Below are 12,901 nucleotides of genomic sequence, written 5' to 3' on the forward strand. Positions count from 1 at the left end.
TGAATACCAAAACATAAAGTATAACTTATACTTTATGTTTTGGTATTACAGAATAATTGTTATCAGGAAAAGCTTATTTTAAAGGTATCGTTTGATTATCTGTTGTAATAATTTAAAGTATAAGATATACAATAAAGTCTAATTAGGTATAACTTATATGAGGTTTATTTAAGTATAACTTATACTTTATAAAAATTTCTTCTTGTACAAATTTAACTGTTTTGTTATATTCAAATAAATAATACATATAAAAAAGAGACGGATAAAAAAGTGAATTTGGCCTCACTTCTTCATCTGAATCACATACAACACTATGTGTTCTCGCTCGTCTCATGGAAATTATGTAAGTGGCTGGAAACCACTTATGTGATTTGAATAAATCTATTCGGACTACCAATCCGAACCTATAGGTTTATTTTACCATTTTTTGACGAGCAACTCAATATATATACGCTTATTTTGTCATTCCTTTGAGACTTCTAAGCCATTGAGAGAACACAAATCTTTAAGATTATTTGTGTTCTCTTTTTGTTTAGGAAGGAATAACAGTCATGGCAGCTTCTTTGGATGTCGTATATTCGACGGTATTACAAAATGGTATCCGTAAATTTAAATATAAAAACAGCCACTTAAAACCGGTCTCTTTTAGTGATCAGTCGGGAAAGGGGGCTATTTTTGCGTACCGTTCAAAGGAACACATGATCGAGGGGATTGGACTAGTGATCACTTCAGAAGAAGGGGTGATCGAAAACAATAATCGATTCACTCATTGGACACCAAATGTATTTCGCTATGGAACGTATGCTGATGAAGCCAGAATGTTTACAAAAGGTCATTCTGAGGACAATTTGCGTCAAATCAATACTTTCTTTGTTGATTTTGACACATTGGATCCAAACTTTGACTACGGAGAAATTATCTTGGCCAGTCACGAGATCGGCTTTATGCCGACAATGATTCTACGTACACCGCATGGATTTCAAGCTTTCTATGTACTAGACAAGCCTGCATACGTGACAAAGAAATCAAATTTTAAAGTGATCAATGTGGCCAAAATGATCTCAAAAAATCTAAGAAACAAATTTTCAAATGATTATCGGTTTCCAGTTGATGTAAATGCCAATCATTTTGGGATCACACGTATGCCTTCTGAAGAGAATGTTTTATTCTTTGAACCACAGTATCGTTATAGTTTCGAAGAATGGATCGCCTGGTCAATGAGAGAAGATGCGGACAAAAAAGCGGAGATCAAGAACGTTTTTGTATTACCATCTACTCAAGAATTTCGTCAAGTCGATGAACCCTGGTTCCAGCTGTTGCTAAAAAGTCAAAAAATACAAGGTGAAAAGGGCGTATATGGTCGAAATAATGTCATATTCACCTTGTCTTTGGCATACTTTTCGTCAGGATACGAAGTAGAAGCATGTGAATTGACGATGTTAGAATTCAATGACCGCTTGGCTAACCCTTTATCTGATCGAGAATTAACCAGAATCATTCGTTCCGCTTACTCCGGAAAATATCAAGCAGCGCACAGAGAAAAAATTGTCCTATTATGCCAAGAGTGGGTCGATGCCAATCTTTCTGAAGAGCAGCTATTCAACAAAAAACGGGGTTGGTGGAAATTCAAGAAAGAAAGAGCTGTTCGCAAGTATTCACATAGTCATGAATGGGCAGAAGATCTACTGTCCTATTTGAATGAGCAATCCTATGAAGAACAACCATACATTATTTCTACAAAAAAAGAGTTAACTGAACGTTTAAAGATCCCAAAACGTTCCCTGGACAAAGTACTGAAGCATTTAAGAGAAGAGAACAAAATTCATTTTCGTGTTCGTGCTGGTCGTAATGGGGGTATTATGCTAGCTTCGATACATGGATTGATGCGCTCCGTTATCCGGCTAAAAAAAGAAAGCCGGGGGACTTATTTCGCTGCGATCTCAGAAGCTTTTGGAAAAGAATACACGTTTGTCCAGACAGCACTGAAACGCTTGATAGATCCCAATAAGATCGGCGTGCAAACAGATCTGTTCATGATCGATACAGGCTGAAATTAAAAGGTGCAAATTGCCTATTACATTATATCTATGATACGTTCCTTCTTTTCTCCGCTTTGCTTGCTGGTCTTAAGAAAGAGTAGTACTATTATCGCAAACGTAATAATATGGTGGGAGGTCTTTCTGACTATGAGTATCAATACCTTTGTATATCCCTACCCGATCAATGTATTTATTATTTCGCGGTTAGGTATGACAGTAGAGCAATTTTGTGAGTTGCATGGATATAAGCAGAGTACAGTAGCAAGCTGGGTAACAAGAAACCGTACCGTAAAGACGTTGCCTTGTGATTTTTTGTATTGTCTTAGTCTTTCTTCAGGCTGGTCGATGGATGATGTTTATCGTCATTTATTGGTATTGGAGGAGAGGTTTTTAAAGAGTATTGATCCAAAAAAGAAGAAAGAACAGGTGGATTGATTGATGACGGAGGAGGAGTTATCTGTTCTTAATAGAATCAAAGAATGGTCTGTTCTTTTGAAGATTTATTATGGTATTCTGTTCTTTTCATTTGTTACAGTAGGCTTAGTTTCTCTTTTGTTGACTCTTTTATCGTTATGGACGAATATGATGCTATTTTTGTATTTACTTTTACTGTTTTTCTTAGGATTAGGGGGAGTAGGTACTGCCATTCTTGATGATTATAAGTGGTCATTGTTTAGTGGAATTTGTAGGAGAATGAAAAAAAGTGCAACTGTTGAGTCTTATGAATGCTGGAAGAAGGAAATGAATGTGTAGAGGTATACAAAAGAGCCTAGCAATAGATACTAGGCTTTTTCCTATGGCTTTAAAATGTATACAGGTGGAATATGAATGTTGTTTGGACGATCACCGTTTCTGTCAGATAAACGTTGGAAAGCGCCGTGTAGACCTTCTACCAAATGACTGGATGGCAATAAATTGTGCCAATTTGTTACGATTTGATTTAATTTATTTAATCGATTCTGTTTTTCATTAAGTTGATCATCCATGTAAATATTTAGTACGTTTGTTAGGTATTGTGCCCACATTTTTAATTCGATAGAGTCCACATGGTCTGCTACGAAAGCTAGTTTTTCCAATATGAGTTTTGATTCTTCAAAGTACCCTAAGTCCATTAAGCAGTCAGATAAGTTTCCCAAGCAGATAGGGTAATATTTCTTGTAAAAATGGTTGAATGAGTCCATGACATTGAAGTCAACAGCAAGTAGTTTTTGACTAACTATTTGCAGCTGGTCAATAGATAATGGGGTCATAAAGTCTGCGAAAAATTGGAAATCATAAGAAGTCGGGTACGTGGCTTCTTATGATTTGATTTATAAGAGCCAGGGCTTTAGTGATATCGATTTTAGGAATTTGAGTAGTGTCATTTGATAAAAATTTCTCAAGCAGCATTCTTAAATGGATTAGTGTCAAATTATTGTTTTCGTTTCTAAAACATCCTTGTATAGCAAGATAGCTTGTTGAACATCATGATGTTCAACAAGGTTGTAACGTTTTTTTGAGTGTTGTTGTCTTCGGATATCGAATTCAAACAATCACTACTTATCACTAACAAGTCAATTATCAGATTGAACAGAAAAGTGGATTGACAGCTGAAGCAGTTGAAGAGCTCAAAGATTACTCAAATAAACAATTTCAAGGCTAGAGAACAAAAGCAAGAACAAACAATAGCTTTACAAAGAGAAGAAGAAAAATAAAGGAGAGTGAGCTATGAATTTTCTACAAAATAATTTCCAAACTTTATATTTAGGTGCAGCTGCAGGAGATATTCAAGGAAGAATTTCCGGAGCATTAACAACAGTTCAATCCGTATTGACAGGTATACAAGATCGTCAAAAAGCATTTAGATGAAGCGGAAACAATCGTGATTGCGACCGACAGCGACCGAGAAGGTGAAGCAATCGCCCGCTTGATTATCAACCTTTCGGGAAATAGCCGGAAAACCATTAAACGTTTATGGATCAACTCGCTTGAAACTAGCGAAATCAAAAAAGGATTTCAAAATCTGAAGGACGGACAGGCGTTTTATTCCACTTACAAAGAATCAGAAACCCGACAAATCGCTGATTGGCTGGTAGGAATCAATCTCACCCGTCTTTACACGCTTTATATGCAGAAAAACGGCATGAGAGGCGTGTTTAGCGTTGGACGCGTCCAAACCCCGACTTTGTTCTTGATTTACCAACGCAACGAAGAAATCAAACATGCATTGGCACTTAAACTCTTATTACTGGAGTTAAATTCATATGATTTTTAATCTGCAAAAAAGTTTATAGCACCGTCGCTTATACCAGAAAATATAACAAACGCCGCATTGTTTTTTTGTGCACTTTAATAATCTATTCAACTAAGGAATTAAGCTGGCTGTCAAGAGAGTAATATCGTATTGAATCTCAGGTGGAAATTTTCTGCGGTATCTTTTTTGACTGAAATGACATTAGTGTTTTTTGGGGATTGTGTATGTAAGTATTTTTTAAAATCATTTTAACAAGTTTTGGACAAAAATTCTCATGAAAAAACAGAATTTAAATAGCATGATAAATTAGAGAAGATAGTTTAATGTGCTTATAGGAACACCCCACTTTTACAGTCACAATCAATAACCTTGCTACTTTCTTTCGAAATTGATAAGATTCTAAAGGATTGACAACGCTTGATAGTGAGCATAAACTTAATATACGCTAGTTAGTTTACAAGTGCAAACTGAAAAAGTATGATGTGTCGTCTCTGAAATTCTCCCTGATTCAAGTCATAACCAGAGTACATATCGGTTATTTTTTGATTCCATATTTTTTCCTTTATGTGCTGAGGATTAAGGGGTACCAATTGTAATTGCGCGTTATATGGTCTTTGTTTAGAATCGCTCTCCAAAAAGCCAATTTTTTGCATAGAATTTTAGATGTGGTACCATTAATTAGAATTATTATAAATAAGAAGTAGGTATCATTGTTTTAGTAAAAAGACTAGGAGGAATGGAAGATGGAAATAGACTACAAGGATCATGGGAAGAAGCCGTATATCATTAATATTGAAGACGCCACCACAGGAAATGATAATTACCGGACGACCATTTGGACAGGCAGTAAACTGCAAGTCACCGTAATGTCCATTCAACCGGGCGATGACATCGGTTTGGAAGTGCACGAAGGCATTGACCAATTTATCCGTATTGAAGAAGGAGAAGGCGTGTGTAAAATGGGGCCTTCTAAAGATAACTTACATGTTCAACAAAAAGTGATGGATGATGACGCCGTATTTGTTCCAGCGGACATGTGGCACAACATCGAAAACACCGGTGATAAGCCGCTCAGACTGTATACCATTTATGCTGGTCCAGATCACCTTGAAGGAACGGTTCACCCTACTCATGAAGACGCCAAAAACGATCCAAACGAACACTGAGGTACACTAGGATGAAACAAAAGCCCTGCACCCGTATGGATGGTCCACTGGTGCAGGGCTTTTTTATAAAGGAGAGATGTGTTATGAGTGATTCATTGTTTCAATTAGAGAAGGTTGGTTTTCAGGCAAACGGAAACCAAATCCTTCAAGATATCTCTTTTACAGTAAACAAAGGGGAAGTGATTGTTTTTTCTGGTCCTTCTGGAAGTGGAAAAAGTACCCTTTTGAAATTAATTGGTACGCTGCTTTCCCCAACTTCCGGAAAAATTTATTATCGAGGTACGGATCTGCAAAAAATCGATCCTGTGGAGTATAGAAAAGAAGTCTCTTATTTCTTTCAAAACGCTTCTCTATTCGATGAGACAGTTCAAGAGAACTTGTCTTTTCCTGCCCGCATAAGAGAAGAAGGATTTGATCGGGAACGTGCAAAAAAATTGTTAGAACGAGTTCAAATACCTGAAACTTACTTATCGAAAGAGGTCAAGGAACTATCAGGAGGGGAAAAACAACGGGTTGCATTGGTCCGAAATTTGATGTATCAACCGAAAGTGTTGCTCCTGGATGAAGTTACCAGTTCATTGGACCAAGAAAACAGAGCGATTGTCCTTGATTTAGTCCGAGACATGATGAAAGACCAACAAACTACGGTGTTGGCCGTCACTCACAACCAGGAAGAAATCGACCAAGCTTCTCGTCTGATTACTATCAAAGGTGGAAAAATGGAGGAATCGAAATGACAAACAATTTGGAAATCAGTAATCTTTCTTTGCTTTTATCCTCTGTCCTCTTGATAGTTGCCTTGTTGATTGATTACAAAGAGAAATTGGGATTAGGAAACGACATTTTTATTGCGGGAATTCGCGCTGTCGTTCAATTATTCCTTATTGGATATGTATTGAGCTACGTATTACGAGTGGATAACAACTTTCTCACTTTAGCGATGGTTTTGTTCATTGTGTTCAACGCTTCTTATAACGCCCATACACGCAGTGAGGGGATCAACCGCTCTTTTAAAATTTCAACGACGGCTATTGGAGTAGGAACAGCCTTGTCCTTACTCATTCTTGTTTTTTCAGGAGTCATTGACTGGTCCCCTTCCCAAATCGTTCCAATTACAGGCATGATTGCCAGCAACGCCATGACTGCGATTGGAGTGACCTATCGGTCTTTGAATTCAAAATTTACGGACCAACGCCAACAGGTATTGGAAAAATTGGCATTGGGAGCCAATAAAAAACAAGCGTCCATGAGTATTGTAAGAGAAAGCGTCAAAACGGGCATGGCTCCTTCTATTGACCGAACAAAAACGGTTGGACTTGTCAGCCTACCAGGTATGATGTCAGGGTTGATTTTTGCGGGAATTGATCCTGTTCAAGCGATTCGTTACCAAATTGTTGTGATGTTTATGTTGATTTCAGTTACTGCGATTTCTTCGTTTATTGCTAGTTATATGGCTTACCGTGAGTTTTATAACAATCGCAGTCAATTAATTATATGATTTGGGATGATACACTACTCTTAAAACCAGTGGTTACAATTTTATGTAGTTAAAAGAAGACCTCACGAGAATAATTGCAAAAAGAACTTCATTTTTTAAGGAAGAAGGATATTTTTGTCATCGAATCTTTGGAACGACTAGGGCGAAACTATGATGAAATTTTTTATATAGTGCAGCAACTGGATTGATTGAATCCTTTAATAAGCAAATCAAGAAATACAGCCACCGCAAGGAACAGTTCCAAAATGAAGAGTCGATGGAACGTTTCTTAGTCTCGTCTTTTGATACTCACAACCAAAAATTCCTAGGTCGCAGTCATAAAGGTTTCCAACAGGCCGAAGGCGAGCTCGAACAAATGCTGAGTCAACCGATGGAGAATTAGAAACAATCTACAGTAGGAAAGAACCATTTACACAAAATTATTGACGCTCCCAAGCTAAAACTCCTATTAATCGATCTACTAAAAATAAATAAAAAATTCTTTTCAATTTTTATTTATGGTATGACATAAATAAAGTAAAGTTATTCTTCTAGGTTAATCTTATTAATGCTCTTTCTCACTAGTGTTGCATGCAACACTAGTGAGAAAGAGCATTAAATATACTGCAAGGCAAGACATTTGGTAATTGAAGAATAACAAGCAAAAAAATAGCAGTCAGGTCTCTTGACAAAGTATAGTTGCTATTCTTTTTTTAGGCCCTACTTTAATGAAATTTTTGTTTGGAGGGAACGACTTCATTCCTTTGATTATTTCAGTTGAATTTAATAGAGAAGCCTGGCGTCTATTAAGAAATACTTTTCTTGATGAGCGTCAATTTTTTTAACGGAAATCTATCCTATACTAAATTCAGTAAAGAAAAAGGAGGAATCAAAGAAAGCTATTTTAAACAAACCAAAATTATAGGAGGAATAAATCATGACTGAAAATAAAGCTACTCAAGAAAGAACACCCCAAGAAAGATTGCAAGAAGAACAAGAACACAAGGAACATGTTCATCATACGAAAATTAATGCAGCGGCCATTGCGGATCATCTTTTAGGCAACATGCATACATTACATGTGAAACTGCACCAATATCACTGGTATGTAAAAGGAGCCAATTTCTTTACGTTGCATGAAAAATTTGAAGAGTTGTATAACGAAAATGAAAAATGGTTCGACAAACTTGCGGAGCGTCTAATTACTTCTGGGCATAAACCTGCTTCGACAACGGTTGAATTTGAAAAATATTCGATGCTTTCGGAAGATGCAGTTAATAAATACGCTAAAGCAGAAGACATGGTTGAAAATATTATCGAGGACTTCAGAAGCACTCGTGACCTAACTATTCGCGCGATTCGTTTAGCTCAAGACGAGGGTGACGATGCTTTAGAAGATACATTGATTGCTTTTAAAAATGACTTAGACAAGAACATTTGGATGCTGCAAGCGTTCATTGGTAAAGAAGCATTAGAAGATGATGACGCTCTTGATGAGGATGAAGATTAAGGTAAAAGTAGAAGCTGATTTAGGGATTGGAATTCTTTCCAGTCCTTTTTCCATTTTCTTGATGTGCATCAATTTTTTTGTAGTAAGAGACTTATATAATAAAAGCAGCGAATATAAACAAAATAAATAAAGGGGGAGAATGAATTGACTAAACATACCCATCATGAAATTGGCGACCACGCAGCCTGTATCCGCTTGGTTCCAATATTCAATCACTTAGAGGATAGCGCGATGAATTACATTGCTGAAAAAGCCCACACGAAACAGTATCAAAAAGGAGAGTTTCTGTTTCGTTCACAAGAAAAAGAGGATACTTTATATATTATCAATCGTGGGAAAATCCGTATTTATCGATTGGCAGACTCTGGCAAAGAGCAGCTAGTGCGGATCTTGAACCCTGGTGATTTCACCGGAGAATGGACCTTGTTCAACCCGGATGCAGTACACGAGGAATATGCCGAAGCAACCCGAGATACCGTTGTCTGTATGATTCAGCAAAAAGATGTCCAAGATTTTCTGGAACAATACCCAGCTATTTCTTTAAAACTATTGGCGGAAATGTCTAAACGGTTAGAAAGTTCAGAACGTCAAACGACACAAGTAGCCTTGGAGAGTGTCATTACCCGTTTAGTTTTGTTTTTGGCAGAAAATGTGGAACCTGAAATGGGCAACTCTCCCACCATCACCCTGCCGATGGAAAAAAAGGACATTGCTTCCTATTTAGGAACGACACCTGAGACCATCAGTCGCAAATTTGGAGAATTGGAGGACGAGGGATTGATTCAACAGCTGTCTGGGAAAAGGATCAAGATTCAGGATTTAGATGATTTATTGCTTTACAGCGAATAATCGGACACACTTTTTTCTACACGTTGGTGTTCTGTCGCTCTTCATTAACAACGGGACAGAACTCAGTGCTTTTGCTTCCATCTGTCCGTTTTTGGCTTTTTTAAGACAGAACGACCTTCATTCATTGGAAAAATAAAAGCACAAACATGATAACCCTCAAGTTTTTTTGTTTTATTTTTCTTTAAGATAGGGTTGTCGAACAAAACGTAAAAATAAGTAGGGGTGAATGTGCATTATTTTTGGGTGATAGTTGCCATCACGTTGTCAGCAGCGGGTGCATTCTTTGTCGTCCCTTTCACCAAGAACACGATTGTCGGCGAAGCAAAAACGTCTAACGTTGTTGAGGCAGATAGGTTAGCTATGGAAAAAGAAGAGGAAGTTGTAAAAGGAGCCGGCGTAATCGGACACGGAAAAGTGGCGTATTACGAAGCGAGTGACCAGGGAGATAAAAGTGTATTCACTGTTTGGTTTCCATGGAGCTTAGCCGGAATCTTGTTCAGCATCACCATGACTAGAATGACGCGAAAAATTGAAGTAATGGAGCAAATAGAATGGAATTCGTATTAGGCGTTTTGAATCCCCATGAGGTGGAGATTGGTTCTGTTGTGATTCATTGGTATGGAGTCATTATTGCAGCGGGCATATTAGCGGCTCTCCAGTTGAGTACCAAGGAAGCAAAGAAAAAAGGACTGGAAGAGGATACCATTATCGATATGGCCTTATGGGCAATTCCGATTGGACTCCTCGGCGCTCAGCTTTATTATGTGTTATTTGAACTTGGTTATTATCTGCAAAATCCAGGACAAATCCTTGCGATTTGGAATGGCGGCATTGCGATTTATGGGGATTGATTGCAGGAGGGGGTACGCTATATTGGTATGCAAAGAAAAAAGGTACTTCTTCGGTACTCGTTCTTGATATTTTAGCGCCCAATGTATTGTTAGCCCAGTCCATTGGTCGTTGGGGCAATTTTATGAATCAGGAAGCTCATGGTGGACCGGTTACTCGCCAATTCTTGGAAAATCTTTATTTACCTGAATTTATCATTGAACAAATGAATATCAATGGTACCTACTACCATCCGACTTTTTTATACGAGTCATTGTGGAGTTTGTTGGGCTTTGTCCTCATCGTCACTATACGGAACCGAAAACAGCTTTTACGTCAAGGAGAAGTCGCTTTGAGTTACGTTTTGTGGTACTCAGTGGGTCGGTTCTTCATTGAAGGTATGCGAACGGACAGTTTATGGATTGGCGAGTGGATCCGCGTTTCGCAAGCCTTGTCTCTGGCCCTGTTTATTGGCGCGATTGCAATATGGTTTATACGCAGACAAGACTATCCACCAATTTCTTATTATTCTGATGGCAATAAGGGGCAGAAAAAGACTATTAAGATGGTGAATTGAGCAAAAAGATAAAAAGAAGTGCAGAACTTGATATGCGTCAATTTTTGTTTGCTAAAAGTGAGCTATATTACAGTTGTAAAGAGGAAAAGGCAGTATTCATTAATCTGCTGCCGATAAAATAAAAACATATAAAGGAGATAGGAATTATGGAAAAAGCTATATTGCAATTAGAAACGTTGTCTTGTCCAAGTTGTATGCAAAAAATTGAAGGTGCCGTAAAATCAGTTAACGGTGTTGATAAAGACAGCATTAAAGTATTATTCAACTCCAGCAAAGTCAAAGCCAATTTTGATTCAGCTGTCACTTCGATTGAAGAGATTCAAAAAGCTATCGAAAACGTAGGCTATCCGGTCCTTAAAACAAAAGTCAAGGCCGCTTAACAGATTAAATGAACTAGGCAATTCTGGAAGAAAAGCTATTTTTTCAGATTGCTTTTTTTGTTGCAATCCGATTCGAGGTGCTTAGAAACGATAAAAGAGAACTTTCTAAACTTGATGTCAGTCAATTAATTACTTAGGCAATTATCTTATACTGTGTTTATCAATAAAAGAGAAATTAAATTTGGAGGGAAAAAGCATGCAACAATATATATTAAGCAAGAAAAATGTTATCACCGTCATCAGTGGATTGTTAATCGTACTCGGTTTCTTCAGTCACTTTGTTTTAGAAAACGTAGGACTTTCAGAGTGGTCTTTGATCATCGCCTCTGTCTTTGGGATTATGCCAATTGCCATTCAAGCGTTTCAAGCAATGAAAGTCAAAGTCATCAGTATTGATGTCTTAGTCAGTATTGCAGCGATTGGTGCGCTTTTTATTCAAAATTATGAAGAATCGGCTATTGTCACGTTCTTATTCTTATTCGGACACTACTTGGAACAACGAACATTGAACCAAACGCGATCTGCTATCAAAGAATTGACTGAAATGGCACCCGAAAGCGCCTTGAAACAAATGGATAATGGTGAATTTGAAGAAGTAGAAGTGGATGATATAGATGAAGGGGATATCTTACTCGTTAAAACGGGTGCGAAAGTTCCAGTAGATGGCATAGTCCTTACGGGTGAAGGGCATATCAATGAAGCTAGCATTACAGGTGAAGCTGTTCCGGTCAACAAGCTAGCTGATGCAGAAGTTTTTGCAGGAACCATTTTAGAAAACGGAACGATTCAAATCAGAGCTGACCGAGTTGGTGAGGACACCACATTTGGAAAAATTATTGAACTCGTGGAAGAAGCACAAGATTCTAAATCCGAAGCGGAACGGTTCATTGATCGCTTTTCTAAATACTACACACCAGCTGTCTTGGTTCTGGCAATTGTTGTATGGGCGTTCAGTCAAAATATTGAGTTAGCAATCACCATCTTGGTTCTAGGTTGCCCAGGCGCATTAGTTATCGGAGTGCCTGTCTCAAACGTTGCCGGTATCGGGAATGGTGCTCGTAACGGTGTTCTTTTAAAAGGGAGTGAAGTCATTCAAGACTTCAGCAATGTGGATACAATTGTATTTGATAAGACAGGTACTTTAACTGTCGGAAACCCAACCGTTGCAGCGACTGAACTGTATGAAAAAGATTCTGCTGAAACGCTTGGCTATCTGGCCAGTGTGGAACGGGAATCAGATCATCCATTAGCAAAAGCGGTCTTAAATCAAATTGGAGAAACAAATTTTTATCCTGTTGAAGGAACTGAAGTCGTGAAAGGCGGCGGAATCGTTTCAAGTGTAGCTGGACATAGAGTGGCTGTTGGGAATGTGGCCTTGATGGAAAAAGAAAATGTCACTCTCAGCAAAAAAGTGCAAAAAGATGTCAAACGGTTTGAACAACAAGGGAACTCTCTCGTTTTGACAGCGGTCGACGGTGAATTAAAAGTACTGATGGGCATTCGCGATCAAGTCCGTCCGGGTGTGAAAGCTAATTTGCAGGAATTAAAAGACTTGGGCGTGAAAAATCTAGTCGTTCTTTCAGGAGATAACCAAGGAACCGTTGATGTGGTCGCCGGCGAACTTGGTTTGACCGAAGCTCACGGCCACATGTTGCCGGAAGACAAATCGGCTTATATCGGAAAACTTCAACAACGTGGTCAAATTGTAGCCTTTGTTGGAGATGGCGTTAACGATAGTCCGTCCTTAGCTTTAGCAGACATTGGAATCGCAATGGGAAGCGGAACGGACGTAGCGATTGAAACATCCGATGTCGTTTTAATGAACTCGAACTTCAGCAACTT

The 12,901-nt window shown here is 38.2% G+C and carries 13 protein-coding genes and 3 pseudogenes; 15 read left to right on the plus strand and 1 reads right to left on the minus strand.

What is annotated here, in order from left to right; translation table 11 throughout:
• The first annotated feature begins 551 nt into the window (after positions 1–551).
• The 3 genes from IGI73_RS16770 (at position 552) to IGI73_RS16780 (ending at position 2,792) form a co-directional block, all read left to right on the plus strand.
• Positions 552–2,051 carry a primase C-terminal domain-containing protein gene (locus IGI73_RS16770; protein ID WP_271815091.1) on the plus strand — a complete coding sequence of 500 codons (1,500 nt, stop codon included), beginning with the start codon at positions 552–554 and terminating at the stop codon, positions 2,049–2,051.
• A 135-nt stretch (positions 2,052–2,186) separates the two neighbouring features.
• Positions 2,187–2,474, plus strand: a complete 288-nt coding sequence (locus IGI73_RS16775) for a PrgN protein (RefSeq protein WP_012481689.1) — start codon at positions 2,187–2,189, stop codon at positions 2,472–2,474.
• Between the two features lie 3 nt (positions 2,475–2,477).
• A complete protein-coding gene (locus tag IGI73_RS16780) occupies positions 2,478–2,792 on the plus strand; it encodes a hypothetical protein (RefSeq protein ID WP_007209258.1) in 315 nt (104 codons plus the stop codon).
• Between the two features lie 41 nt (positions 2,793–2,833).
• Here IGI73_RS16780 and IGI73_RS16785 read toward each other — a convergent pair whose 3' ends face one another.
• Entirely contained in the window at positions 2,834–3,289 is a 456-nt protein-coding gene (locus IGI73_RS16785) for a hypothetical protein (RefSeq protein WP_231601513.1), read from the minus strand.
• Between the two features lie 457 nt (positions 3,290–3,746).
• Here IGI73_RS16785 and IGI73_RS16790 point away from each other — a divergent pair, with 457 nt between their 5' ends.
• From IGI73_RS16790 to IGI73_RS16845, 12 genes and pseudogenes are all read left to right on the plus strand, one after another.
• On the plus strand, positions 3,747–3,887 hold the full coding sequence (locus IGI73_RS16790) for a hypothetical protein (RefSeq protein WP_002316998.1): 141 nt from the start codon (positions 3,747–3,749) through the stop codon (positions 3,885–3,887).
• A gap of 13 nt (positions 3,888–3,900) precedes the next feature.
• Positions 3,901–4,242: pseudogene (locus tag IGI73_RS16795) on the plus strand (DNA topoisomerase); the annotation flags it as partial.
• Between the two features lie 773 nt (positions 4,243–5,015).
• Positions 5,016–5,438: a cupin domain-containing protein gene (locus IGI73_RS16800; RefSeq protein ID WP_002307506.1), complete on the plus strand. Its 423-nt coding sequence runs from the start codon at positions 5,016–5,018 to the stop codon at positions 5,436–5,438.
• Positions 5,439–5,521: 83 nt separating this feature from the next.
• On the plus strand, positions 5,522–6,175 hold the full coding sequence (locus IGI73_RS16805) for an ABC transporter ATP-binding protein (RefSeq protein ID WP_002307505.1): 654 nt from the start codon (positions 5,522–5,524) through the stop codon (positions 6,173–6,175).
• Entirely contained in the window at positions 6,172–6,936 is a 765-nt protein-coding gene (locus IGI73_RS16810) for an ABC transporter permease (RefSeq protein WP_002318452.1), read from the plus strand. The genes IGI73_RS16805 and IGI73_RS16810 overlap by 4 nt, the downstream gene beginning before the upstream one ends.
• A 175-nt stretch (positions 6,937–7,111) precedes the next feature.
• Positions 7,112–7,318, plus strand: a pseudogene (locus IGI73_RS16815) (IS256 family transposase); the annotation flags it as partial.
• A gap of 534 nt (positions 7,319–7,852) precedes the next feature.
• Positions 7,853–8,425: a Dps family protein gene (locus IGI73_RS16820; protein WP_002292150.1), complete on the plus strand. Its 573-nt coding sequence runs from the start codon at positions 7,853–7,855 to the stop codon at positions 8,423–8,425.
• A 144-nt stretch (positions 8,426–8,569) separates the two neighbouring features.
• Positions 8,570–9,274: a Crp/Fnr family transcriptional regulator gene (locus IGI73_RS16825; RefSeq protein WP_003125436.1), complete on the plus strand. Its 705-nt coding sequence runs from the start codon at positions 8,570–8,572 to the stop codon at positions 9,272–9,274.
• 228 nt (positions 9,275–9,502) lie between these two features.
• Complete coding sequence (locus IGI73_RS16830; protein ID WP_438759325.1) at positions 9,503–9,841, plus strand: hypothetical protein; 339 nt, start codon at positions 9,503–9,505, stop codon at positions 9,839–9,841.
• A pseudogene (gene lgt, locus IGI73_RS16835) lies at positions 9,826–10,679 on the plus strand (prolipoprotein diacylglyceryl transferase). Before IGI73_RS16830 ends, lgt begins: the two are co-directional and overlap by 16 nt.
• Positions 10,680–10,825: 146 nt before the next feature.
• Complete coding sequence (locus tag IGI73_RS16840) at positions 10,826–11,059, plus strand: heavy-metal-associated domain-containing protein (protein WP_152133459.1); 234 nt, start codon at positions 10,826–10,828, stop codon at positions 11,057–11,059.
• Between the two features lie 196 nt (positions 11,060–11,255).
• A partial coding sequence (locus IGI73_RS16845) for a heavy metal translocating P-type ATPase (protein ID WP_438759326.1) occupies positions 11,256–12,901 on the plus strand: 1,646 nt, incomplete at its 3' end.

This window comes from Enterococcus sp. DIV0755f (genome assembly GCF_051713725.1).
In the GTDB taxonomy this organism is placed as follows: Bacteria; Bacillota; Bacilli; order Lactobacillales; family Enterococcaceae; genus Enterococcus_D; species Enterococcus_D casseliflavus.

Bases quoted from the DNA above. Each gene is read 5' to 3' on its own strand.
- IGI73_RS16770 (WP_271815091.1), top strand. From the start codon at position 552: ATGGCAGCTTCTTTGGATGTCGTATATTCGACGGTATTACAAAATGGT.
- IGI73_RS16775 (WP_012481689.1), top strand. From the start codon at position 2,187: ATGAGTATCAATACCTTTGTATATCCCTACCCGATCAATGTATTTATT.
- IGI73_RS16780 (WP_007209258.1), top strand. From the start codon at position 2,478: ATGACGGAGGAGGAGTTATCTGTTCTTAATAGAATCAAAGAATGGTCT.
- IGI73_RS16785 (WP_231601513.1), bottom strand. From the start codon at position 3,289: ATGACCCCATTATCTATTGACCAGCTGCAAATAGTTAGTCAAAAACTA.
- IGI73_RS16790 (WP_002316998.1), top strand. From the start codon at position 3,747: ATGAATTTTCTACAAAATAATTTCCAAACTTTATATTTAGGTGCAGCT.
- IGI73_RS16800 (WP_002307506.1), top strand. From the start codon at position 5,016: ATGGAAATAGACTACAAGGATCATGGGAAGAAGCCGTATATCATTAAT.
- IGI73_RS16805 (WP_002307505.1), top strand. From the start codon at position 5,522: ATGAGTGATTCATTGTTTCAATTAGAGAAGGTTGGTTTTCAGGCAAAC.
- IGI73_RS16810 (WP_002318452.1), top strand. From the start codon at position 6,172: ATGACAAACAATTTGGAAATCAGTAATCTTTCTTTGCTTTTATCCTCT.
- IGI73_RS16820 (WP_002292150.1), top strand. From the start codon at position 7,853: ATGACTGAAAATAAAGCTACTCAAGAAAGAACACCCCAAGAAAGATTG.
- IGI73_RS16840 (WP_152133459.1), top strand. From the start codon at position 10,826: ATGGAAAAAGCTATATTGCAATTAGAAACGTTGTCTTGTCCAAGTTGT.